General features: G+C 63.5%; 23 protein-coding genes. 18 read left to right on the plus strand and 5 right to left on the minus strand.

Annotated elements, in window-relative coordinates; translation table 11 throughout:
* Window positions 1-111: 111 nt before the first annotated feature.
* The 4 genes from U5A89_RS16175 to U5A89_RS16190 all read left to right on the plus strand — a co-directional run bounded on the left by U5A89_RS16175 (window position 112) and on the right by U5A89_RS16190 (window position 2679).
* Complete coding sequence (locus tag U5A89_RS16175) at window positions 112-1329, plus strand: toxic anion resistance protein (RefSeq protein WP_338162081.1); 1218 nt, start codon at window positions 112-114, stop codon at window positions 1327-1329.
* A gap of 103 nt (window positions 1330-1432) precedes the next feature.
* Window positions 1433-2143, plus strand: coding sequence for a hypothetical protein (locus U5A89_RS16180; protein ID WP_338162082.1), 711 nt, complete (start codon window positions 1433-1435; stop codon window positions 2141-2143).
* A gap of 18 nt (window positions 2144-2161) precedes the next feature.
* Window positions 2162-2314 (plus strand): hypothetical protein, encoded by a 153-nt coding sequence (locus U5A89_RS16185; RefSeq protein WP_338162083.1) that lies wholly within the window; start codon window positions 2162-2164, stop codon window positions 2312-2314.
* 110 nt (window positions 2315-2424) lie between these two features.
* Window positions 2425-2679, plus strand: coding sequence for a hypothetical protein (locus tag U5A89_RS16190; RefSeq protein WP_338162084.1), 255 nt, complete (start codon window positions 2425-2427; stop codon window positions 2677-2679).
* A gap of 411 nt (window positions 2680-3090) precedes the next feature.
* Here U5A89_RS16190 and U5A89_RS16195 read toward each other — a convergent pair whose 3' ends face one another.
* On the minus strand, window positions 3091-4236 hold the full coding sequence (locus U5A89_RS16195) for an aldose epimerase family protein (RefSeq protein ID WP_338162085.1): 1146 nt from the start codon (window positions 4234-4236) through the stop codon (window positions 3091-3093).
* A gap of 119 nt (window positions 4237-4355) precedes the next feature.
* Between U5A89_RS16195 and U5A89_RS16200 the strand changes: the two genes are divergently transcribed.
* Window positions 4356-5663 (plus strand): sugar MFS transporter, encoded by a 1308-nt coding sequence (locus tag U5A89_RS16200; RefSeq protein ID WP_338162086.1) that lies wholly within the window; start codon window positions 4356-4358, stop codon window positions 5661-5663.
* Window positions 5664-5802: 139 nt separating this feature from the next.
* Here U5A89_RS16200 and U5A89_RS16205 read toward each other — a convergent pair whose 3' ends face one another.
* A complete protein-coding gene (locus U5A89_RS16205) occupies window positions 5803-6567 on the minus strand; it encodes a FadR/GntR family transcriptional regulator (protein WP_338162087.1) in 765 nt (254 codons plus the stop codon).
* A 204-nt stretch (window positions 6568-6771) separates the two neighbouring features.
* Here U5A89_RS16205 and araD1 point away from each other — a divergent pair, with 204 nt between their 5' ends.
* The 8 genes from araD1 (at window position 6772) to U5A89_RS16245 (ending at window position 13931) form a co-directional block, all read left to right on the plus strand.
* Window positions 6772-7764, plus strand: a complete 993-nt coding sequence (araD1, locus tag U5A89_RS16210) for an AraD1 family protein (protein WP_338162088.1) — start codon at window positions 6772-6774, stop codon at window positions 7762-7764.
* Between the two features lie 84 nt (window positions 7765-7848).
* Window positions 7849-9432, plus strand: a complete 1584-nt coding sequence (locus tag U5A89_RS16215) for an alpha-N-arabinofuranosidase (protein WP_338162089.1) — start codon at window positions 7849-7851, stop codon at window positions 9430-9432.
* A gap of 211 nt (window positions 9433-9643) precedes the next feature.
* A complete protein-coding gene (locus tag U5A89_RS16220) occupies window positions 9644-10315 on the plus strand; it encodes a TetR/AcrR family transcriptional regulator (RefSeq protein WP_338162090.1) in 672 nt (223 codons plus the stop codon).
* A 116-nt stretch (window positions 10316-10431) separates the two neighbouring features.
* Window positions 10432-11607, plus strand: coding sequence for an amine dehydrogenase large subunit (locus U5A89_RS16225; protein WP_338162091.1), 1176 nt, complete (start codon window positions 10432-10434; stop codon window positions 11605-11607).
* Window positions 11608-11609: 2 nt separating this feature from the next.
* On the plus strand, window positions 11610-12146 hold the full coding sequence (locus U5A89_RS16230) for a MauE/DoxX family redox-associated membrane protein (protein WP_338162092.1): 537 nt from the start codon (window positions 11610-11612) through the stop codon (window positions 12144-12146).
* A 2-nt stretch (window positions 12147-12148) separates the two neighbouring features.
* The gene (locus U5A89_RS16235) at window positions 12149-12751 is read left to right on the plus strand and encodes a thioredoxin domain-containing protein (RefSeq protein ID WP_338162093.1); all 603 of its coding nucleotides are present in this window, start codon (window positions 12149-12151) and stop codon (window positions 12749-12751) included.
* Window positions 12752-12776: 25 nt separating this feature from the next.
* Complete coding sequence (locus tag U5A89_RS16240) at window positions 12777-13322, plus strand: methylamine dehydrogenase light chain (RefSeq protein ID WP_338162094.1); 546 nt, start codon at window positions 12777-12779, stop codon at window positions 13320-13322.
* Window positions 13323-13430: 108 nt separating this feature from the next.
* On the plus strand, window positions 13431-13931 hold the full coding sequence (locus tag U5A89_RS16245) for a cytochrome C (RefSeq protein ID WP_338162095.1): 501 nt from the start codon (window positions 13431-13433) through the stop codon (window positions 13929-13931).
* A gap of 93 nt (window positions 13932-14024) precedes the next feature.
* On the opposite strand, the gene U5A89_RS16250 is transcribed toward U5A89_RS16245, so the two are convergent.
* The 3 genes from U5A89_RS16250 to U5A89_RS16260 form a co-directional block, all read right to left on the minus strand.
* Window positions 14025-14708, minus strand: coding sequence for a hypothetical protein (locus U5A89_RS16250; protein ID WP_338162096.1), 684 nt, complete (start codon window positions 14706-14708; stop codon window positions 14025-14027).
* A gap of 98 nt (window positions 14709-14806) precedes the next feature.
* Window positions 14807-15109: a hypothetical protein gene (locus U5A89_RS16255; protein ID WP_338162097.1), complete on the minus strand. Its 303-nt coding sequence runs from the start codon at window positions 15107-15109 to the stop codon at window positions 14807-14809.
* A 285-nt stretch (window positions 15110-15394) separates the two neighbouring features.
* Window positions 15395-18043 carry a TonB-dependent receptor gene (locus U5A89_RS16260; protein ID WP_338163081.1) on the minus strand — a complete coding sequence of 883 codons (2649 nt, stop codon included), beginning with the start codon at window positions 18041-18043 and terminating at the stop codon, window positions 15395-15397.
* A 398-nt stretch (window positions 18044-18441) separates the two neighbouring features.
* Between U5A89_RS16260 and U5A89_RS16265 the strand changes: the two genes are divergently transcribed.
* The 5 genes from U5A89_RS16265 (at window position 18442) to U5A89_RS16285 (ending at window position 24402) form a co-directional block, all read left to right on the plus strand.
* A complete protein-coding gene (locus tag U5A89_RS16265; protein ID WP_338162098.1) occupies window positions 18442-20256 on the plus strand; it encodes a tetratricopeptide repeat-containing sulfotransferase family protein in 1815 nt (604 codons plus the stop codon).
* Window positions 20257-20395: 139 nt separating this feature from the next.
* Window positions 20396-21178 carry an LPS export ABC transporter ATP-binding protein gene (gene lptB / locus U5A89_RS16270; protein WP_338162099.1) on the plus strand — a complete coding sequence of 261 codons (783 nt, stop codon included), beginning with the start codon at window positions 20396-20398 and terminating at the stop codon, window positions 21176-21178.
* Between the two features lie 45 nt (window positions 21179-21223).
* Entirely contained in the window at window positions 21224-22747 is a 1524-nt protein-coding gene (gene rpoN, locus U5A89_RS16275; RefSeq protein ID WP_338162100.1) for an RNA polymerase factor sigma-54, read from the plus strand.
* A gap of 140 nt (window positions 22748-22887) precedes the next feature.
* Window positions 22888-23157, plus strand: a complete 270-nt coding sequence (locus tag U5A89_RS16280) for a hypothetical protein (RefSeq protein WP_338162101.1) — start codon at window positions 22888-22890, stop codon at window positions 23155-23157.
* A 381-nt stretch (window positions 23158-23538) separates the two neighbouring features.
* Complete coding sequence (locus U5A89_RS16285) at window positions 23539-24402, plus strand: D-amino-acid transaminase (protein ID WP_338162102.1); 864 nt, start codon at window positions 23539-23541, stop codon at window positions 24400-24402.
* Window positions 24403-24540: the final 138 nt, after the last annotated feature.

Here is a 24540-nt window from a genome sequence, read left to right on the forward strand (position 1 = left end):
CGATTGCAAAGCAATGCCTTGCCGCCCTATATCGTTCCGTGACGAGGCTTGCGATCTTGCACTGTTATATCCATATAATACAGCAAGCCGCTTTTGGCGACTGGAGACGATATGGCCACCACTGCGCCCACCACGACCGCGACCGTTGATACGCTCAACCTGACGCCGCCCGACCCGGTGCCCGTGGTCGCGCCGGACAAGGCGGCGGGCCTGGTGCCGATCGAGGATGAGAAAAAGTCCAAGCTGGACGAAAAGGTCGATGCCTTCGTCGCGGACCTGGTCGCGCAGGACGCCAATTCGCCTGAGTTCGGCGCGCGCGTCGATCAGCTGACCAATATGGGGCGCAAGGAGATTGCGGAGGCGGCGGGCCATAGCAACCGCTTCCTCGATCGCCCGGTGCGCGCGATGGACAGCGATACGAAGGTCGGCGCGGACCTGGCCGAACTGCGCCGCACGGTGGAAGACCTGGACCCCGGCAAGCGCGGCAATTTGACCGCGCCCAAGAAGCTGTTCGGCATCATCCCGTTCGGCAACAAGATGCGCGACTATTTCGACGGCTATAAAAGCGCGCAGAGCCACATCAACGCGATCCTGGGCAGCCTTGCCAGCGGCAAGGACGTGCTGATCAAGGATAATGCCGCGATCGATGTCGAGCGCCAGAATATGTGGGCCACCATGGGTCGTCTGGAACAGATGATCCATATTTCCAAGACCATGGACGCGCGGCTGGAGGCCAAGGCGCTGGAGCTGGATGCGACCGACCCGGCCAAGGCGAAGGCGATCCGCGAAAGCGCGCTTTTCTACATCCGCCAGCGCACGCAGGATCTGCTGACGCAGATGGCGGTGACGGTGCAGGGCTATCTGGCGCTGGACCTGGTCAAGAAGAATAATGTCGAACTGGTGAAGGGCGTGGACCGCGCCAGCACGACCACCGTCGCGGCGCTGCGCACGGCGGTGACGGTCGCGCAGGCGCTGGTCGGGCAACGGCTGGTGCTGGAACAGATCACCGCGCTCAACACGACGACCGCGAACATGATCGACCGCACCGGCGAATTGCTGAAAAGCCAGACCGCGCAGATTCACGAGCAGGCGGCGGCGAGCACGATCCCGATCGAAACGCTCCAGCGCGCGTTCCAGAATATCTATGATACGATGGACAATATCGATGCCTTCAAGCTGAAGGCGCTGGAGAATATGAAGACGACGGTGAACACGCTGTCGGGCGAAGTGGAAAAGTCCAAGGGCTATATCGCGCGGGCCGAGGGACAGGCGCAGGCGGCCAAGGACGTGCGCACCGACAATCCGCTGCTGAGCACGATCGAGGGGTGAGCCGCGTGCGTCACCCGACCCCGTTCGGTTCGAGCGTGTCGAGAACCCTTCGCGCGACGTTCTCGACAAGCTCGAACCGAACGGCTTTGGTGGAGGGTGAGGCATGAGCCGTTCCGACCGCGTGCTGGCCGATGCCGAGGCCGTGCTGCGCCGCCATAGCGATCGCGGGCAAAGCCTGTCGTCGCGCGCACGCCAGCGGCGCAATGCCGGGCTGATGCGCAAGGTCAAATATGCCTTCTGGGCGGTGCTGGCGATCCTGCTGACCAGCGCGGTGGCTGGGTTCATCCTGCCGCTCGGCACCACCGGCGTGATGATCGCGCTGGGCGTCGTCATCGCCGCTCTGCTGCTGATCGCCCTGATCCCCACCGAAAGCCGGGTGAAGACGGCGGCGCTGGCGCAGACGGACCTTGCCGCCCTGCCGCTCAAGACCGAAATCTGGCTGGAAAACCAGCTCAAGGCGCTGCCCGCCCCCGCCGTCACGCTGGTGGACAGTATCGGCGTCAAGCTGGAAATCCTGGCCCCGCAGCTCGAACGGCTGGGCGAGCAGGAACCGGCCGCGCAGGAAATCCGCCGCCTGTTGGCCGATCATCTGCCCGAACTGGTCACCGGCTATCAGTCGATCCCGCAGCCGATGCGCCGGGAAGAGCGCAATGGCCGCGTGCCTGAAAAGCAGCTGGTCGAAGGCCTGTCGGTCATCGACGCGGAAATCGGCCGGATGAGCGAAAATCTGGCGAGCGGCGACCTGGACAAGCTGGCGACGCAGAACCGCTTTCTCGAACTCAAATATCAGGAAGCCAAGGAATTAGGCCATTAGCGCCGTCTTGGTCCTGATATGATTCATCTAACGCTGATCATCGTTGATTTTCTGACGGGCCTGCTGGCCGCCGGCGCCTGGGCGCTGGTATCGGCGGGTGGCGCGATCGCCGCTGTCGTGGGCGGCGGCGTGCTGGGCGTATCGCTGTTCCGACGCTGGCGGCGTAAATAGCCCTCTAATTTCTACGCGATTCCAACGGCGCGGGCCATGTCCCGCTCTCGCATCCCTATGTGATGGTCGATAGATAAAGCGCCTCCCCGATGGATGGAGGATCGCACAGCATGGCCGATGACCACCCCCGCCCCGCCGCACAGATCGCTCTGCGGCTGGCAGGCCTTGCCTTGATCGCCAGCCTGGCACTGCAGGGCGCGCTATTGCGGGCGCTCGTCCACCAATCCGCCATGGTCACGCCGGGACAGTTGCTGTGCGCCGCTGCCTGTTTCTGTAGCGCGAGTTTTGGATCGGCATTGCTGCTGCTTGGCCCCGGCTTATGGAAGCCAGTGATGATCGCCCGCCGTTGGCAGGAGGATGGATGACGAAGCGCGGGGAAAAATCGCCCCGGACGACCGATAGCGCGTGCAGTTCGCCACCAGGCCGTCCGGGATCGCAGCGTCGTCTTACTTTGGAGAGGAATGACAACGCTGTCCTAGCGAATTAGCCGATTCGCACGATCGGTGCAACAGGCTTTGCGCATGGCCCTGTAAAAGGACAAAGTGAGCCGGGATCGGCCCGCGCGGCGATACGCCAGTCGATCGCGTACGCCACTTTCGCTCTCGAAAAGGTCGCCAATATGGGCTTGGATTCAACCAACCTATCGCTGGCCCACCTTAGTATCACATCGTCGTATGGAAAAGCGATGACGATGATGTCTGCCACCTGCCCTCTGTCGGGTCGCGGACGGCGATCCGACACAGGGCATCAGCGCGCGCCGTGCTTGGGCGGCCCGATCACCGCTTGACCGACAAACGATAGACCATTGCATGATGATAGGGTTTGCCCGGATCGACGCGGGCCGACAGGAAGTTCGGCTTGTTGGGCGCATCGGGGAATTTCTGCGGTTCCAGCGCGATGCCGTCGCCCATGCGATAGACATGGCTATTCTTGCCGATGAAGGTGCCGTCCAGGAAATTGCCGGTATAAAATTGCACGCCCGGCTCGGTCGTCAGCACGTCCAGCACCCGGCCCGACACCGGATCTTCCAGCCGCGCGGCCAGCGCGGGCGCCTTGGTCAGTCCTTTGTCCAGCGCCCAGTTGTGGTCATATCCGCGCCCGGCGACGATCTGCGGATCGCGGCCGTCGCGTATGCCGTCCGCCACGCGGCGCGGCTGGCGGAAATCGAATACGCCGCCATCGACCGGCTTCAATTCGCCGGTGGGAATCAGATTGGCGTCGACCGGGGTATAGGCCTTGGCCGGGATCGTGAGCAGATGGCCCAGCGCGCCATCGGGCGATCCCTCGCCAGACAAGTTGAAGATCGCGTGGTTGGTCATGTTGATGATGGTCGGCTTGTCGGTCTTCGCGTCGAACGCGATGCCCAGATTGCCGCTTTCGTCCAGCGTATAGGTGACGGTCACGTCCAGCTTGCCGGGATAGCCCGAATCGCCGTCCGGACTGGTCAGGCCCAGAACCAACGTCGCGGTCGGCCCGCTCTTGAGGGACACCACCTTCCACAGCTGCTTGTCGAAGCCCTTGCCGCCGCCATGGAGCGAATTGACCTTGTCGTTGAGCGGCAATTGATAGGCCTTGCCATCCAGGCTGAACTTCGCGCCCGCGATGCGATTGGCATAGCGGCCCACGGTCACGCCGAAATAATTGGGAAAATCGACATAGGATTTGAGGTCGTCATAGCCCAGCAGAACATCCGCGATCTTTCCGTCCCTGTCCGGGCCGGACAGCGACTGGAGCGTCGCGCCATAGGTCAGAATCCTGGCCGAAACGCCCGCGCCGTTCGTCAGCGTGATCGTCTCGACCGCGGCGCCATTGGCGGTGCCTGCAGGCGCGCGGGTCGCGTCGGCGGCCATCGCCGTACCACTTGCGAGCGCGACGGTCAGCGCGTATGACAACGCTGTTTTCAAATCGACGACTTTCGGCACGGACTTCCTCCCATATATGCGCCCATTGACGGGCGGTTGGGGTGAATATACTCCGACAAAATAACCAGGCGCAACCCTTGATCGGGCGGCCTTTACGGATCTGTAGTGGAGAAGGATGAATGGCAGGACCGATCTCATCAGGCGCGGGCGTGAGCGCGACCCATAGTCCCGGCACGCGCTATGGCCCGGCCCTGGCGCTGCTCGCCAGCCTCTTCTTCATGTGGGGCTTCATCACCGTCATCAACAATACGCTGCTGCCGCATCTGCGCAGCGTGTTCGACCTGAGCTACACCCAGACGACGTTGATCGAATCGGTGTGGTTCATCGCTTATTTCTTCGCATCGATCCCGTCGGCCAAGCTGATCGAACGGGTGGGTTATCAAAAGTCGCTGGTGATCGGCCTGCTCGTCATGGCGGCGGGCGCGCTGGGCATGACGGTCGCGGCATCGATCCCCTCCTATGGCGTGACTTTGCTCATGCTGTTTGTGATCGCCAGCGGCATCACGCTGCTGCAAGTCGCGGCCAACCCCTATGTCGCGATCGTCGGCAAGCCCGAAACCGCCTCCTCGCGCCTTAACCTGGTGCAGGCGATGAACTCTGCGGGCACGATGCTTGCGCCGCTGTTCGGCGCCTATCTGATCCTGGGCCGGTCGAAGGGCGGCACCGCGCAGGGCGAGGTCGTCCTGACGCAGGCGGAGCGCCTGGCCGACGCCCAGTCCGTGATCCTGCCCTATGTGATCGTGGCGGCCGTGCTGGTGGTGCTGGCCGTGATCATCGCCCGCTTCCCCCTGCCCGCCATGGGCAATGCGACGCAGCGCCATGACAAGGAAGAGCGCAAGAAACATTCGCTGTGGAATCACCGCAACCTGGTGTTCGGCATCCCTGCGATCTTCATCTATCTGATCGCGGAAATCGGCGTCGCCAACCTGTTCGTCAATTTCGTCAGCCAGCCGGAAATCGCCAACCTAACCCACGAGCAGGCGGGCAATTATCTGTCGCTGCTTTGGGGCGGGATGATGGTCGGCCGCTTCGCCGGCTCTGCCATCATGCAGAAGTTCGATGCGGGCCATGTGCTGGCCGCCTTCTCGATCGGCGCATTCGTCGTCATGCTGATTACCGTCTTCACCACCGGCCCGGCCGCCATGTGGGCGCTGATCCTGGTCGGGCTGTTCCATTCGATCATGTTCCCGACCATCTTCACGCTGGGCATCAAGGGGCTTGGCCCCCTGACAGAGGAAGGATCGGGCCTGTTGATCATGGCGATCGCCGGTGGCGCGCTGGTGGTGGTGCAAGGCTGGCTGGCGGACCATTATGGGTTGCAGACCAGCTTCCTGCTGACCGCCGCCTGCGAACTCTACATCCTGTTCTATGCGCTTTGGGGGTCGAAGACGACCAACGCGCTGCCGGACCAACAGGTCGACGCCTAACGAGCCGAGGGTCGCACTTCGGACGGCAAAAAGGCCGGAGCGGACATGCCGCTCCGCCCTTTTTTATTCCGTTCCCCAGCGAAGGCCGGGGTCCAGATCGGACGTTGGAACTGGACCCCGGCCTGCGCCGGGGAACAGCTTATGTGCCCATCGCGCTGGCTGTATCCTCCAGCGCCAGGTCGACCAGCACGCCCATCGCGTCGGCCGCCGCCTGCCCATCGCCCGCCGCGATCGCATCATAGACGCGGACATGATCGGGGATCGGGTTGCGCGGCAGGGCGCGGGCGCGCTGCTTATATTGGGTGGTCCAGTTCACCGCCGCACCGATGCTGGACGTCAGGACCATCAGCGCGTCGTTGCGGGTCGCATGCAGGATGGCGTTGTGAAAATCGCGGTCCGCCGCGCGGCCCAGTTCGGTCGCCAGCGTATGGCGGCGCATCGCGGCCAGCGCGTCCTTCATGATGCGCAAATCTTCCTTGTCGCGCCGCTGCGCCGCCAGCCGCGCCGCGGCCGGTTCCACGATCGCCCGCAGTTCGAACAGGTCGCGCACGAACTGGATGTCCGGCTCCCCGGCAAAGGCCCAGGCGAGGACTTCGGGATCGAGCAGGTTCCAGCGGTTGCGCGGCAAGACCCGTGTTCCGGCCTTGGGGCGGCTTTCGACCAGCCCCTTGGCGGTCAATACCTGGATCGCCTCGCGATAGGCGCTGCGCGATACCTCCAGTTCCTCGGCAAAGGCGACTTCGCCCGACAGCACGTCGCCGGGCGCATAATGGCCCGACAGGATCGCCATGCCCAGCTTGTGCGCGATCGCGCCATGCAGCCGCCGCCCCGGTCCCCGGACCGCCTTGGCCGCGCCGCCATTGTCCGTCTCGTCACTCTGCAAAGACGGATCGTCCTTCGCCATTCTCGTTCCTCATCGCCGCCTGCGCAGGCAGGCCTCTGCTCTCTATAATAGAAGCATTGCCAATACCATCTTCCTGTAATATGTCGGAGTAATTGGCGGATGCATCGCCGCCGCGGTGCCGGACAGGCATCATGACCGGCGCGCGGGCGAACGCTTCGATGATGGGATAAGGCGCCCGTGCGGCGCGCGGGAGGAGAATTTTCCATGACTTTGCGCCTGTTGCAGCATCGCTCGGACAATGGCGAGCGGACGGTCATCGCCGCACGGGGCGACGCCGCGCATGTCGTGCCCGGCTTTGCCTCCATCCGCGCGCTAGCGCTGCACGCGATCGCGCAGAAGATCAGCCTGACCGCTGCTGTCGATGCCGCCGGACGGGGCGCAGCGGTGGATATCGCCGCCGAATTTGCCGCGAACCGCCTGCTCGCCCCGATCGATCATGACGACGATGCGCATGTCCAACTGACCGGCACTGGCCTTACCCATCTGGGATCCGCCGAAGGTCGCGACAAGATGCATCGCGAAGCCGCCGCCGCCGAAAAGCAGACCGATTCGATGCGCATGTTCCTGGAAGGGCTGGAGGGCGGCAAGCCCGCCGCGGGTGACGTCGGGCAGCAGCCCGAATGGTTCTACAAGGGCGACGGATCGCAGCTGGTCGGCCCGGGCGATCCGCTGATCATGCCTGCCTTCGCCAAGGATGGCGGCGAGGAACCGGAACTGGCGGGCATCTACATCATCGGCGACGATGGCACGCCCTATCGCCTCGGCCTGGCGCTCGCCAACGAGTTTAGCGACCATGTGACCGAACGGCATAATTATCTGTGGCTCGCCCATAGCAAGCTGCGCCAGGCAGCGCTTGGCCCGGAACTGCTGGTCGGCACCCCGCCCGACCATATCGAAGGAGCCAGCCGCATCGTGCGCAACGGCGAAATCCTCTGGGAAAAGCCGTTCCTGTCGGGCGAAGGCAATATGTCGCACAGCTTCGCCAATCTGGAACATCATCATTTCAAATATGACCTGTTCCGCCGCGCGGGCGATGTTCATGTCCATTTCTTCGGCACGGCGACCCTGTCGTTCAGCGACGGCATCGTGCCGGAAGAAGGCGATATCTTCGAAATCACCGCCGCGCCCTTCACCCTGCCGGTACGCAACCCGCTGGCGCGCGCGGACGCCGTTCAGGTCGCTGTCCAGCCGCTCTGAGCGATCGGGACGCGTCGTTAATATGGCACGCACGACATTAAGCGATCCGTGCAGGATCGGACTATATCTATGGGAGAGGAACCGATGAATACCCCCCTGCGCCGCGTCACCGCCGCGCTGCTCTTGTGCGCCAGCACGCTGACGGTCGGCGCGCTGACGACGAGCGCCGCAAACGCCGACACCGCCGGCAAACCGACGACCGCGACGATCGACGCCGCCCGGCCCGGCCCGGTCTATGACCGGCGCATCTTCACCCAGTTCGCCGAGCATCTGGGCAATGGCATCTATGGCGGGCTGTGGGTCGGCAACGACAAGTCGATCCCCAACACCAACGGTTTCCGCAATGATGTGGTCGGCGCGCTGCGCAATCTGGCCGTGCCCGTCGTCCGCTGGCCCGGCGGCTGCTTCGCCGACGAATATCATTGGCGCGAAGGCATTGGCGGCAAGGCCAAGCGCCCGGTCAAGATCAACACCCATTGGGGCGGCGTGACCGAACCGAACACGGTGGGCACCCACGAATTTTTCGAGCTGATCCGCCAGATCGGCGCGGAAGCCTATGTCGCGGGCAATGTCGGCAACGGCACGCCGCAGGAAATGGCCGAGTGGGTCGAATATATGACCTCGCCCGCGGGCACGCTGGCCGACGAGCGCGCGAAGAACGGGCATAAGGAACCCTGGGCCGTGCCCTATTTCGGCATCGGCAACGAACTATGGGGCTGCGGCGGCAATATGCGCGCCGAATACGCCGCCGACGTGACGCGCCGCTACGCCACCTTCATCAAGGCGCCGCGCGGCACCAAGATATTGAAGATCGCGGCGGGCGCCAATGTGGACGACTATAACTGGACCGAAGTGATGATGCGGGAGGCGGGCGAACAACTCGACGGCGTGTCCCTCCATTATTACACCCTGCCCCAGGGCGGTTGGCCACCCAAGGCGGACCCGGTCAATTTCGACGAGACGCTGTGGGCCGATACGCTGGCCAAGGCGGTCCATATGGACGAGCTGATCACCAAGCATGTCGCGGTGATGGACAAATATGATCCGGCCAAGCGCGTCTTCCTGGCGGTGGACGAATGGGGCACCTGGTATGGGCAAGACCCCGGCACCCATCCCGGCTTCCTGCGTCAGCAGAACACGATGCGCGACGCGCTGGTCGCGTCGATCCATCTCGACATCTTCGCCAAACATGCCGACCGGGTGAAGATGAGCGCGATCGCGCAGATGGTGAACGTCCTGCAAGCGATGATCCTGACCGACGGCAAGAAGATGGTGTTGACCCCCACCTATCATGTGTTCGAAATGTACAAGCCCTGGCAGGACGCGACCGTGCTGCCGATCAGCATCGACACCCCCTGGTATAATAAGGACCAGTTCGTGATGCCCGCCGTCAGTGGCTCTGCCGTGCGGGGCAAGGATGGGAAAGTCCATGTCGGCCTGTCCAACCTCGATCCGACCCAGCCCAACAGCGTCACGGTCAAGCTGGATGGCCTCAACGCCGCCAGCGTCACCGGCCGCATCCTGACCGCCGGGGCGATGAACGCGCATAACACATTCGATGCGCCCGAAACCGTCAAGCCAGCCGCCTTTACCGGTGCGCAGGTCAACGGCGGGACGCTGACCGTCACGCTGCCGCCCAAGTCGGTGGTCGTGCTGGACGTGCAATAAGCGTCCGGCGCTAACTATTTGGAGCGGGCGGAGGGTGGAATCGCCGCCCGCTCCATCCCCCTTTGGCCGAAAAGCTGGCGCTTTAGGATCGGCCGCGCCTACGTAATATTGCGCGAAGGTTGCTATAACGAACCACGGATCGATTCCCTCCATAACGGGGCATCCGCGCTGGTCAGTGCCGCCAAGGGGTGGTACAGCCCCGATAAGTCAAATGACGCAATTACGCGCCCCTTCCCGTCCCGGCATCTATGCCAAAGGCACCGAAACGGTCGACGCCATCCTGAAGGCGGCGATGGACGTGCTGATTGACGAGGGGGCGGAAGCCTTTACCATCCGCCGAATCGCCGCGCGTTGCGACATGAAGGTGGGTAATGTCAGCTATCATTTTCCGCGCAAGGACATGCTGATCCAGGTGCTTCTGGACGAACTGGTCGACAGCTATGGCAAGCTGCTGGACGATGTCGTGCGCAAGCCCGGCCTGACCGCCGAAGAACGGTTGAAGCTGGTGATCATCCTGTGCCTGGACGATATCGGGTCGAAGCGCACCACCCATTTGTTCACCGAACTGTGGGCGCTCGCCAATCACAATCCTTTCGTCGCCGATCGGCTTAAAGGCTTTTACGATCGCGTGCATGGCGTGATCGGCGATCATGTCGCTGCGGTGAATCCGGCGTTGTCACCAGAGGATGTCCGCACCGTCGCCCTGTTCATCAGCGCGACGATGGAGGGGGCAACGCCGTTCCTGGGCCATGGCAAGCCCTGGGCCGACAAGATGCCTGCCTTCACCGCGCTGGCCGTACAGTCGCTGGTGATGTTGGCGAAGACCGCGACATCGACGGAGATCGCCGCGCTGGCGCCCGCGCGAGAGCCGGAACTGGCCTGACGTTTTTTCGCACCGCAACATTTATTTGTTGCTGCGGCGTTTCGCCCCCTTGACCAATTCTGGACAGCTGTCAAACCTTGTCCCCGACGCCGCAGGGATCAGGGGGATCAGCCAGCATGTCGAAGACCAGATTCAGGATAGTCGCCGCCGCCCTGTGCGGATCGCTGCTCGCCAGCGCCGCGCTGACGCAGGCCGCGCCCGCCGATATGAAGGCGTCGGTCGAACCCGAAGAATCCGATGTCATGACCATCGACCCGCCCAAACCGACATGGTTCTTCGTCGATGGCGGGTGGGACATGCCGGGGACCAGCATCTTCGACGGCGAAAGCGGCAAGATGAAGGGCATGGTCGAAACCCGACGACTGGCAGACATGGCGATCGACCCGCTGGGCCGATATTATTATGTCTCCGAAACCATCTGGTCGAAAAGCGACCGCGGCACGCGGCAGGACATGGTGACCGTCTATGACAGCAAGACGCTGAACCTGGTCACCGAAATCGCCATGCCCGGCCGCCTGCTGATCGGATCGCGCAAGAATAATTTCATCATCAGCGATGATGGCAAGACCGGCTATGTCTATGATTTCAGCCCGACATCGGGCGTGAACATCATCGACCTGGTCAAGCGCAAGCTGGTCACCGCGATCGAACTGCCCGGTTGCGCCAGCCTGATGCCCAATCCGGGCGTCGGCTTTTCCGCGCTCTGTTCCGACGGATCGATCGCCACCGTGGCGATCAAGGGGACGAAGGCGGACATCACCCACACAGCCCCCTTCTTCGCGGCCAGCGACGATCCGATCTTCGACAATTTCGCCTATGACCGGATCAAGAAGCAGACCGTCTTCCTGACCTATACCGGGCAGATCTACACCGCGAAGATCAGCGCGACGCCCACCGTGTCCGCCCCCTTCTCGATCCAGGCGGCGGCGGGCATTCGCGTGGGCGACGCCAAGCCGCTCGACGTCAACTGGTATCCCGGCGGCCGCCAGCCGATGGCGCTGCACCGCGCGACCGGCATGCTGTTCGTGCTGATGCACAAGGGCGAATATTGGTCGCACAAGGCGTCCGGCGACGAAGTGTGGCAGGTGGATGTCGCCGCGCAAAAGGTGGTGAAGCGCTTCGTGCTCAAGGATCCGATGAACAATATCGAAGTGTCCCAGACTGAAAAGCCGCTGCTCTACATGAATGGCGAAAAGGGCGAAATACTGGTGCTGGACGTCGCTACCGGCGAGGAAAAGCATAAGATCGAGAAGGCCGGTGGCGGCATCATCACCGTGCTGGAGCCATCCTGACCATGGGTTTGGGGGAGCAACTGCTGGCCCTGTCGGGCCTCGCCACTTCGATCGCGGTCGGCTTGCTCTTCCTGGTCGCAGGCATCGACCAGTGGCGGCACCGCGCACTGCTGCCCGGCGTCATCGCCAATTATCGCCTGCTGCCCCGACAGCTGATCCTGCCCGCCGCGCGCGTGCTGCCGGTGGTGGAGGTCGCGACCGGCGTGGCGTTGCTGATCGGCCTGCGTCCCTTGCCGACGGTGGTGGGCATCGCCCTGCTGCTGCTGTTCGCAGGCGCCATGGCGATCAACATCGCGCGCGGGCGCGGTCATATCGATTGCGGCTGCGGCCATGGCGTGCTGCGCCACCCGATCGGCTGGCCGCTGGTGACGCGTAACGGGGCGCTCGCTGCGCTGCTGGCGCTGCGTCTGCCTGCGCCGCCCGTCTTCGGCGCGATCGACATTGCCACGGCCTTTGCCGCTGGCGTCGCGATCGCCCTCCTCTGCCTGCTCTTCCAGTCGCTGGCCGCGCTCGCCGCGTCGCCCGCTCATCGGAGATAAATATGCTGACTTCGCTGATCGTCTCCCAGATCCTGTCCTGGATCGTCATTATCGGCCTGATCGTCGCGCTGCTGGCGCTGGCGCGGCAGGTGGGCGTGCTGCATATCCGCGTCGCGCCAGCCGGTGCGCTCGCCACCAGCGGCGGCCCGGCGGTCGGCGGCGCAATCGGCGCGATCCCGGCCACCACGCTCGACGGGCAGCCGGTCAGCATCGGCGGCCACGCCCATGGCGTGACGTTGCGGCTGCTGCTGTTCGTGTCGGCGCAATGCCCACTCTGCAAGGCGGTGATCCCGATGGCAACCAGCTTCGCCCGCGCCGAACGCGTGGCGCTGACTTTCGTGGGCGACGATGATGTCGCCGCCCAGCGCGCGATGATCGCGCAGCATGGGCTGGAGGGGCATGCCTTCGTCAACGGACCGGAAGTGGGCCAGGCCTATCAGGTCGCCAAGCTGCCCTTCGCAGTGCTGCTCGATGCCGAAGGCACGATCCTATCCAAGGGGCTGGTCAACAGCCGCGAGCATTTGGAAAGTCTGGTGGTGGCGCATGAAATGGGCATCGCCACGGTGCAGGATTATATCGGCGGGCTGAAGGCGCAGGCGGCCTGACGGCCAATTTGGGGGGCAGATTTCCATGAAAAAATTCAACGCCGACACCATGGGCGAAAAGCTGTTGCGCAAATTCGCCGGCGCCAGTTCGCGCCGCTCGATGCTCTCGCGCCTGGGCGCCGCGCTGGTTGCCGCGCCCGCCTTCCCGCTGCTGCCCGTCAGCCGGGCGGAGGCCGCCAAGCCCGATCGCTCGCCCGAAACCAAGACCTTCTTCGCCCGCACCGCGCAGACGAAGGACGACACGAAATGCGACTATTGGCGCTATTGCGCGATCGACGGGGCGCTGTGCACCTGCTGTGGCGGCGGCATCCATAGCTGCCCGCCGGGCGCGGAGCCTTCGCCTGTCTCCTGGGTCGGCACCTGCATCAACCCGGACGACGGCAAGGCCTATCTAATCGCCTATCGCGACTGCTGCGGCAAACCTGCCTGCGGCCAGTGTGGCTGCGACAATACCGACCGCGAAACCCAGCTCTATGTGCCGCAACTCAACAATGACGTGATCTGGTGCTTCGGCACCAGCAGCATGGACTATCATTGCTCCACCGCGGTGCTGGTGGGGGCGGCAAGCTAAGGCATAATGCCTTTATCAGACCAACCCGTGCTCCCGCGCAGGCGGGAGCCTAGTCCAGACCGTGCGACTGGGCTCCCGCCTGCGCGGGAGCACGGATGGATAAAGCCGATGATCCTGGCAGCGCTGCTCCTGCTCGGCGCTACCGCAAGCCTGCGCGCCGCCCTCCCGCCCATGGGCCTGCTCCCCGCCGCGATCACCGACCCGGACATGGCGCGCGCCGATTATGTCGAACAATGCGCGGGCTGCCATGGCGTGGCGGGCAGCACCGCGCCCGCGCGCTTGCCCGAACTGCGCGGGCGGGTCGGCTGGTTCCTGTGTACACCGCAGGCACGCGCCTATCTCATCCGCCTGCCCAATGTCGCGCACAGCCGGATCAAGGATAATCAGCAGCTCGCCGACATGATGAATTTCGTCGTCTTCGGCCTGGGCGGCGCCAGCACGCCGCCGGGCACCGCCCCCTTCACCGCCGACGAAGTCGCGCGCGAACGACAGCAGGCACTGTCCACCACCGCGCTCAAGGCCGAACGCGCCCGCCATGTCGACGCCGCGATCCGCCAGTGCAAGGCGCCTGCGTCGCTGCGGCTGCTTTATCCGGGCGACAAGGGGTAGGGGCATGTAGTTCCCCGGCGCAGGCCGGGGTCCAAGGGTTCCATTCGCTGCGCCCAGAACCCTGGACCCCGGCTTTCGCCGGGGAACGAGTTATCACTCGCCGCTCGGGCTACCCGCCGCCGCATTCAGGAATGGCTGCACCCGCAGGCGCGGGAATACCTCTTCCAGCGGCTTGTGGTCGGGTAGGATATAGACATAGCCGCCCTTTCGGCGGAACAGCGGACTGACGCTCTGATTGTAGAAGATTTTGGGCACGTTGATGCAGCCGAAGGTGATGCGATTATCGTCGATCGCGGGGGAGAGCATCCGCTCCTTGCGCTTTTCCTTCGGATTGCCGGGCGGGATGGTGTGCAGCGCCACCGATGTCGCATAATCGACCCACAGCACCCGCTGTTTGCCCGCCGCCACGCCGAATTTCGCAAGGAAACGCCCCGCTGGCGTCGTCTTTTCCGCGGGGCCGATCTCGGACAGGTTCTTGCTGCCGATGCCGGGCGTGGCATCATCGCCCGGTGCGATGCCGATCAGGACCGGCGCATGGGCCAGCGGCTTGCCCTTGGCGTCGAACAGATAGGCGACCGCGCCCGGCTTATCGATAATGATATAGGGCAGCGCATGATTGTCCTTGGACGAAGCGACCCATTCGGCCACCCGCGTTGCCCCTTCCGAGCGCATGACCGCGCTCTCATCCTCGACCAGCGGCTTGGCGGGGGTAGTCGTCTTGGCCGGCGCGGCGGCGGCGAGCGCCAGCCCGGTCGCAGCCAGAAAAGCAGATAGCATCGTTGGATAGTCCCCCAGGCAGTGTCGACAGGGCAAAAAGGGCCGACGCCAAGGGAAGCGCCGACCCTATGCAGTCGTTGCGGCCAGGCCGCCCCGTATCAGTTACGCGCGCGCTTGCGCTGGGCCTGCTGCATCCGCTGCTCGACGCCATCGACGCGACCGTTCAACTGGTCGAGGCGCTGGCTGTTCTGCTGCGCCTGGCCGGACGCGGACTGCGCTTCGGCCAGCGCCTGGCGCGCTGTGCCGTCGGTCGTCTGTAACCGCGCGTCGAGCGCATCGACGCGCTGGTTCACGGTGGCGACCTGTTCGCGGACGAAACCCTTTGTAGCGCATCCCGCCAGGCCCATCGAGCCTGCCAAAACCACGGTCAGGGCCCCTATTTTCGTCAAAGAGGGCGACATATTATTCTCCTGATAGTCAAAATGACCCTGTCGTTGGAGGCTGCCCAAGACCGTTTCGGCAACGTGATTATGACCGGACGTGCATCCGGTCCGTTGAGTTGAGCGCTACGCAAAACCACGCTATTCCGCCAAAAAGCTGGATGAATTGTGGATGAACCCGACGCAGCTTGCCTGTTTCCGCTGACCCCAACTCATGACCGTTTCGTCGCCGTCACCAAAAGCGAACCGCCGCCGAACCTGATGATTCGGCGGCGGCGCATTGTCCTCTACGAAGATATCAGGCCATCAGAATTTCTGGCCGAAGCGGATGCCGAAAAATTGCGGCTTGATCGTGAAGGTGCGCGATGATCCCGAACAGAAATCGATCGAGCAGAAGGTGTTCTTGGTCAGCTGCCCGCGCTTGTCGAAGGCGTTTTGCAGGAACAGGGTCAGGCTCCAGCCATCCTTTTTGATCCCGCCGGAAAAATCGAAGCTGACAAAGCCCTTGGTATTGCCCAGCAACCTGTTGGCATTGACGTTCAGATCCTGGCTCGCACCGGTCTGATAGAGCGCCGCGCCCTGGAGATAGGCGCTGACATCACCCATATAGGTGTCGAAGCGGATCGACGTATTGCCCTTGAACTTGGGCTGGCGCGGCAGGCGGGTGCCATCATCCGCCGCGACCGAGGGGATGGGCGGATTGCCCGGAATGAACGTCGTCGACGAACAACTGGATACCTGGGTGATCGATGCGGTCGCAGGATCGACGGCGAAATTACAGAAATCGCCCTTCAGCTTGGCGTCATTATAGGCGCCCGATGTCGAAAAGGTGAATTTGCCCAGCTTGAGATCGGCATCATATTCGATGCCCTTTACTTCGGCCTTGCCCGCATTGCCGGTATAACCCGCGCCCTGCGCCCCGGCCACCACGACGCCATATTGGATATTATTCCACTTCTCGAAATAGACGGCCGCATTCAGGCGGAAAATCCCGCTCCATGTGGTTTTTATGCCCAGTTCATAATTGGTGAGCGTTTCTGATTCGAAGGCGGGTGCCTCCGCGACGAAGGACGGCGTGGTCGCGGTGGCCCGGATGCGCAGCGGCCGGTTGAAGCCGCCGGGACGAAATCCTGTCGAATAATTGGCATAGACCATCTTGTCCGGCGCGACCTGCCAATCCAGCGCGATCTTGTGGGTTTCCCCATTCTCCTTGTATCGGCCCGTCTTGTCGGCGGCGAGTGGATTGGTGTTGAGGCATGTCAGCCGCTGATCGACCGGCAGAGGCGTTTCGCAACCGACACCCTGTGCCGACGCGGCGACGCCTGCAAAACCGACGACTGCATAATCGGTCCAGAAATAGCGGATGCCGCCGGTCAGTTTCAACGTCGGCGTGATGTTGTAATGGCCTTCGGCGAAGATCGCCTTGTCGTGATAGAGCTGGTTCTGCTCGACGATATAATAGCCATCGCCTTTCGCGGCCGGATTGCCGACGACCATCGTCCCGCCTTCCGATTCTGGAATGCCAAAGCCCGCCAGGCTGGTTTCATTGCCATCGCAGACGTCCGGCACCACGCTATAGGCGCAGCTTGCGGTGTAACCGATGACATTTTCCAGCCCGCGGATCGCATAATAGGTGTTCAGCTTGTTCGATTGCCGCTGATAAAAGCCGCCCAGCGTCAAGTCGAACGGCCAATCCTTGGGCGTGGAGATGCGCAATTCCTGCGTGAATTTATTGTTGTGCGTATCCGCGTGATAATATTGCGTCGGATCGATCAAGGTCGAACAGCGCAGCGACGCCCCCGACCCGGTACAGCCCGCCTTGTCGAAAAATTGCAGATAGCTTTCATAGCCGCCGCCAAATCCATCATAGGTGACGGTGTAATAGGTATAGTCGTTCAGCGTCTTGGTGCGGCGCTTGAAGAAGCCGGTTGCGGACACGATGTCCCAGTCGCCGATATGGCCGTGGATCGACAGCGCCGCCTGGAACCAGCGATCGTCGTTGCGGGTCTGGTCATAGTCATGGACCTCCAGGTCGCCGACGCGGGGATCATAGCCGAAATAGCCATTGGCGATCTGACGCTGGCCGGTGAATTGCGGCGTGATTTCCCAGCCGTCGGCCGGTTGCCACAATATCTGGATGCGGCCGCCAAATTCCTTGATATTATTGTAATCGTCCTTGGCGATGTCGCTGTTGCTCAAATTATAGGATGTCAGCGGATTGGTATCGCCCAGAGTATAAACCGCCGGATCGCCATTGTTGAGGCGGCCATTATTGGGCGTGTTGTCGATATAGCCGCCGTCGCGCCGATAATAGCCCATCACGCGCAGCGCCATGTTGTCGCCCTGCGGAATATTGATGTAGGATTCCAACTGCCCGCCAAAATCGCCCTTGCCATATTTATTGGCTTCGACGTCATATCCGAATTCGAACTTGTCCAGATTGGGCTTGTTGGTGATCAGGCGGATCGTGCCCGCCAGCGATCCCGCGCCATACAACGTGCCCTGCGGCCCTGACAGCGCTTCGACCCGCTCCATGTCATAGGCATGGATGTCGGGCACTTCGGTGCCGGTGATGGGGATATCGTCCAGATAATAGCCGACCGACGCATAGGCGCCGCCCGCAGGCACGATACCCCGGAAGAAAGCAGTGTTGCGGCCCGGCCCGATCCCTTCGAACGACACGGACGGCAACAGGGTGGCGAAATCGCTCAATCCCTTGACCTGCCGCTGCGCCAGCGTCTCGGCGCCCAGCGCCTGCATGGAGATGGGCACCTTCTGGATCGACTGCGCGCTGCGCGTGGCGGTGACGACGATTTCGGTCAGGCCGCCCCCGGCCTCCGCAGCAGCATCGGCGGCGGCCGGATCAGGCGCGACCTGCTCGGCCGCCTCTGCGGCAAAGGCGACCGCTGGCGCGGCCAGCCCCGCCAATATGGTCGTCATCCCCAAAATCTTCATCAGTTGCGACCGGTTTCGCGACGGGACTTTCATCTTGTTCTGACTCCCCCTGTTGATCCGCGCCTCCCGCCTCACTCTCCCCATTCCACGGCTTTGCCGCGCGTGTTTTTGATGCACCGCACCCTGCCCTTGCGGGCATAGTCTCATGCCAGCCTTTGCAAAGGCGCATGACCGCGTGACCGGAAACCGCCTCGTTTCCAGACCAGCCGCGCCACCGCGCGCCGTCGATAATGATAGAACTACCCCTTGGACATTCGCATTCCATGACGCTTGTCCAGCTTTGATAATGCGGTAACGAAGGCAGGAGTCAACAGCTTAGTTGCTGGCACCGCAACAGATTGTTGCGCCGCCGCAAAATCGCCGTCATGCTGCAAGGCCGAAAGGAAATAGGACGGAAAATGACCCCTGTTTCGACCGCCGCCAGCCCGACCATGCGCGCGTCCGCCCCCTTGTGGAACGTGGCGCAGGCCGCGATCGAGCGGGACGATCATGCCCAGGCCATCGCAGCGCTGGAAACCCTGCTGCGCCAACAGCCCGTCCTGGCCGCAGGCTGGTTCCTGCTCGCGACGCAATTGCGCAAGGTCGCTCGGCATCAGGACGCCTGGCGCGCCGACCTGTCGGGCGTGCACGCAGCCTCCCGCGACCGCGCCCTGCTCGAAGCGGCGATGGCGATGCGGGACGGCGACCTCGATGGGGCGCAGGCACGGCTGAGCGCACGCGACGATCCCCCTGCCATCCGCATGGCTGGCGAAATCCAGTGGCGGCGCGGCGACATGGCCGCAGCGCTGGCGCTGGTCGAACGGGCGGTGGCGGCTGCCCCCGGCTTCGACTTGGCGCGCGACTTCCTCATTAGGCTGCTGCTCCAGAATAACCGCCTCACCGACGCGCTGGCCCATGCCGACATCCTCGCCACCTCGCCGGTGAAGCATCCGGGCTACGACCTCATTCGCGCTTCCGTCTTGGTGCGGCTGGGCGATCAGGATGGCGCGCGCGCGATCTACGAAAGCCTGCTCGCGCTCAAGCCCGACCAGCCGCAGGTCTGGCAGAATCTGGGCCATGCGCTCAAGACGCTGGGGCGACAGGCCGACGCCGTCCACGCCTATCGCCAGGCCGTCGCGCATCAACCGACCATGGGCGAAGCCTGGTGGAGCCTCGCCAACCTCAAGACCGTGAAGCTGGACGCCGCCGATATCGCAACGATGGATCGCGCGCTCGCCACCCTCGCCCCGGACGCCACGACCCGGCAGGAGGATGTCTTCCACCTCCATTTCTCGCTGGGCAAGGCGCTGGAGGATGCGGGCAAGGACGAAGCCGCCTTCCGCCACTACGATCAGGGCAACCGCCTGCGCCGCACGATGATCCGTCACGACGCCGCCGAATTTTCCGCCGAAGTCGCGGCCGCGCGCGACACCTTCACCGGCACCTTCCTCACCGACCAAGGCATCGGCGGCTGCCCCGCCCCCGACCCGATCTTCATCGTCGGTCTGCCCCGTGCGGGATCGACGCTGGTCGAACAAATCCTCTCCAGCCACAGCATGGTCGAAGGCACGATGGAACTGCCCGAGATGATGATGATCGCGGCACGCCTGCAATCGCGCGTGGACGATGGCGACTATCCCGATTTCGCCACGATGATCGCGGCGCTCACCCCCGCCGACCGGCAGCGACTGGGGGAGGAATATATCGACCGCACCCGCGTCCACCGCCAGACCGGCAAGCCTCATTTCATCGACAAGATGCCCAATAATTGGCAGCATGTCGGCCTGATCCGCCTGATCCTGCCCAACGCCCGCATCATCGACGCCCGCCGCCATCCGATAGCCTGCGGCTATTCGGCCTGGAAACAGCATTTCGCGCGGGGCCAGGCGTTCAGCTACGACCTGACCGATATCGGCCTTTATTATCGTGACTATGTGGAATTGATGGCCGCCTTCGATGCCGCCGCGCCCGGCCATGTCCATCGCATCCTCTACGAACGGATGGTCGCCGACACGCCGGGGCAAGTCGCCCGCCTGCTTGATTATCTGAGCCTGCCGTTCGAAGACGCCTGCCTCGCCTTCTGGGCCAACAAACGCGCGGTGCGCACCGCCAGCAGCGAACAGGTGCGCCAGCCGATCTTCACCAACGGGATCGACCATTGGCGGCGCTTCGCCCACTGGCTGGGACCGCTGGAAACGGCGCTGGGACCAGCGTTGACCGACTGGGACAGCTAGTGGAGCCCGCCGACCGGTCGGCTCGCATCGCCATTTTCCCCTTGCCCCGACGCCAATCCCATGCACAAAGCTTGCCAACTGCCGTGTGCGTTCCGACGTTGAAGGGGTGCTTGGTAAAACGGCTGCAAGGACAAGACGCATGGACGACGTGATGACCCCGGACCGGACGGCGCAACGCCCGCAAATCCCGCAGGAAGTAAGCGACGGCCTGTCGGTCATCTCGATCGCCAAAAGCTATGACAAGCGCGTCGTCCTGTCGGACGTGTCGCTGACCGTGGGCAAGGGAGAAGTCGTCGGCCTGCTCGGCCCCAATGGCGCGGGCAAGACGACCTGCTTCTATTCGGTCATGGGCCTGGTGCGCCCCGACCATGGCCGCATCGTGCTGGATGGGCAGGACATCACCAACCTGCCCATGTACCGCCGCGCAATCCTTGGCCTGGGCTATCTCCCACAGGAAACGTCGATCTTTCGCGGCATGACCGTGGCGCAGAATATCGGCGCGGTGCTGGAACTGGCGGAGCCGGACAAGTCGGCGCGCGACGCCCGGCTGGAGCAGTTGCTCGACGAATTCGGCCTGGCGCGCCTGCGCAATTCGGCGGCGATGGCGCTGTCGGGCGGCGAGCGCCGCCGCTGCGAAATCGCGCGCGCGCTGGCCGCCAACCCGTCGATCGTGCTGCTGGACGAACCGTTCGCGGGCATCGATCCGCTGTCGATCGCCGACATTCGCGACCTGGTGAAGGATTTGAAGACGCGCGGCATCGGCGTCCTCATCACCGACCATAATGTGCGCGAAACGCTGGAAATCGTCGATCGCGCCTGCATCATCTATGACGGCCAGGTGCTGTTCGCGGGCAACCCCACCGAACTGGTCGCCAATGCCGACGTCCGCCGCCTCTATCTGGGCGAGAATTTCCAGCTTTGACATGAGGACAGGGCGCACTCTCCTTTGTGATCGGGGAGCGCGATAATGGCGCTCGGCCCACGCCTGGACATTCGCCAGAGCCAGTCGCTGGTCATGACGCCGCAGTTGCAGCAGGCGATCAAGCTGCTGGCGCTGTCCAATCTGGAGGTCGAAGCCTTCGTCGCGGGTGAGCTGGAAAAGAACCCGCTACTCGAATCGGGCGGCGGCGACGACGCGACCCCCGCTCCCGACGACGTCGATCGCGCCGTGGACACCCCCACTCTGTCGGCCGAAACCGGCGCCAGCGACGACCTCATCGCGCAGGGGCTGGGCGCCGCGGACAGCCCGCTCGACGTCGATCATGGCGCGGACAGCTTCATCGATGACGGCCCCGGCGACCGGATGGCTGATGCTCATGGCGCGGGCGGCGGCGGCATGGACGCGCTGTCTGGCAGCTATGCTGAAGATGCGCCCGATTTTGACAGTTTCGCCGCGCCCGACATCGGCTTGCAGGAACATCTGATGGGGCAGGCCCGCGCCGCTCTCTCGGGCATGGACCTGTTCATCGCCACCCAGTTGATCGGCCAGATCAGCGAGGCGGGCTATCTGGAGGCGAACCTGCTCCAGACCGCGCACGGCCTGGGCGTTCCGCTGTTCGACGTCGAACGGGTGCTGGGCGTCATCCACAAATTCGACCCCACCGGCGTCGGCGCGCGCACTCTGTCCGAATGCCTAGCGCTGCAGGCCAAGGAGGCCGACCGCTATGATCCCTGCATGGCCCGGCTGCTCGCCAATCTAGACCTGCTTGCCAAGGGCGCACTGCCCCAGTTGCGCCGCATCTGCGGCGTGGATGAGGAGGATATGGCCGACATGATCGCCGAACTGCGCGGTTACGATCCCAAGCCGGGCCTGCGCTTTGCCGACGATCGCGTCGCCGCGGTGACGCCCGACCTGTTCGTGCGCCCGACCCATGACGGCTGGGCGATCGAAATCAACAGCGCCACCCTGCCCCGCGTCCTCATCAACCGCAGCTACTATGTCGAACTCGCCAGCGGCCCGCAGGACAAGAGCGCCAAGGCCTGGCTGGCCGACTGCCTCGCTAGCGCCAACTGGCTGGTGAAGGCGCTGGACCAGCGGCAAAAGACGATCATCAAAGTGGCGAGCGAGATCGTGCGCACGCAGGAAGCCTTTTTCCAGCAGGGTGTTGCGCATTTGAAGCCGCTGACGCTCCGGGCCGTTGCCGACACGATCGGCATGCATGAATCGACCGTCAGCCGCGTGACCTCCAACAAATATCTGTCCTGCCCGCGTGGCCTCTACGAACTCAAATATTTCTTCACCAGCGGAGTCGCATCCTCCGGCAGCGACGGCGGCTCCGTTTCGGCCGAAGCGGTCAAGAGCCACATCAAGGCGCTGATCGGCGCTGAAGACCCGCAGGCGATCCTGTCCGACGACACGCTGGTCGACCTGCTCCGCGCCAAAGGCATGGACATAGCCCGCCGCACCGTCGCCAAATATCGCGAGGCGCTGGGGATCGGCTCGTCGGTCCAACGGCGGCGGCAGAAAGCGTTGAAGGGGAAGGCGGCGTAGGGATCAAGGCTGCGTTGGCCGCGCGCCAAGCGACGACAGTCGGCGGCTGGTTTGGGTGGGTGGCGGAAGGTCCGGTTACGGGACAGACGCCCCGTACAGCGGACATTGACGCCAGCCAGATTGGCTCAGATGATTGTAGTATGCAGATCGTCTTCCGCTATTGCCTTTATCTGGTCTTTGCCGGGATGGCTCTCGTATTTTGGATGCTCTATTTTTTGCTGGTTCTCGGGATATTCCCGGCTCCGGTAGAACCTGCGTGCTCGCTAGAACCAGCCGGTTGCCCACCTCCAAGCCTTTTCATGCAAATTCTCGCACCGTTATCGATCTTCGGTGCGATCCCGGTGACGACGCTCATATTCGTTTTCTACAGGCAATGGGTTCGACGGTTTTGCGGCAAGAAGGCCAATTGAGTTATTGTCTTGGAATGGTCTGCTCCCGCCCCTTAAACCAATACTTCCAATGTAGGATTTTCTCTGATCTACCCTATGGGATGCAGCAGCGCCCCGCCGTCCGCCCCATGCCGAACCCCATGACCTACATGGCGCGTCACCGGCGCATGGGTGTGACCCAGGTGACGCGCCCCCGATACGTCGGCGTGGCTTGGCCGGGACCTTGCGCTCGCCATCCCCACGGTTTTCCGCCCCATTCGCTATCCATCTGCCCCGCAAAACCTCTGCAACGGTGTGAACTTCGATGCGTGACCCGGCCGCGACCTTCCCATCCTTGACCCCGCAGACTCGTCCGGCAAAAGCGATGGCCAGCCCCACCCGATAAGGATCGCACCCGCTCCCATGTCCCCCTCAACCGCCATCGCCTATCTGAACGGTCGCTTCCTGCCGCTCGAAGACGCCCGCATATCGCCACTCGACCGCGGCTTCTTGTTCGGGGATGGCATTTACGAAGTCGCGGCGGTGATCGACGGCAAGCTGGTCGACAGCGCCAGCCATCTCGCCCGGTTGCAACGCTCCACCGCCGCGATCGGCATTGCCCTGCCGCTTGACCCGGCGGAGATCGAGGCGGCGCAGAAGCAATTGATCGCCTGCAACCACCTCAACGAAGGGCTGGTCTATCTCCAGATCACGCGCGGCGCGGACAGCACACGCGACTTCATCCCGCCCGCCGACCTGCAACCGACTGTCTTCATGTTCGTCCAGGACAAACCGTTCCTGGACGTACCCGCCGTCAAGACCGGCATCGCCGTGGCGACGATGCCCGATCTACGCTGGGCGCGGCGCGACATCAAGAGCGTCGGCCTGCTCGCCCAGGCGATGGCGAAACAGGCCGCCAGGGACGCGGGCGCACAGGAAGCCTGGATGGTCGAGGACGGCTTCGTCACCGAAGGCGCATCCTCCACCGCCTTCATCGTCACCGACGAAGGCATCGTCACTCGCCCCTATAGCCAGGCGGTGCTGGCCGGATGCACCGGCGCGGCGCTGACCGCGCTGGCGGAGGAAAGCGGCCTGGCGGTCATCCGCCGTCCCTTCACCGTCGATGAAGCGCTGGCCGCGAAGGAAGCCTTCATCACCAGCGCTTCCACCCTGTGCCTGTCGGTCGTGCGCATCGACGGGCATCCGATCGGCGACGGCAGGCCTGGGCCGGTGGCTACGCGATTGCGCGCGCTCTACATTGATTTCGCCCGCGCGACGGCGGTGTGACAAATGACTCCGTTATGGAGGAAGATTCATCCTCTCCTAAATGAATAGGAAATTGCCATCATTCCGGCGTCAAAATGGCGGCAAACCGGATGGATAGCAGGGTTTAAACGGGCGCAATGGCGGCAGAATGGATGGCTA

The organism is Sphingobium sp. HWE2-09, assembly GCF_035989265.1.
GTDB lineage: Bacteria > Pseudomonadota > Alphaproteobacteria > Sphingomonadales > Sphingomonadaceae > Sphingobium.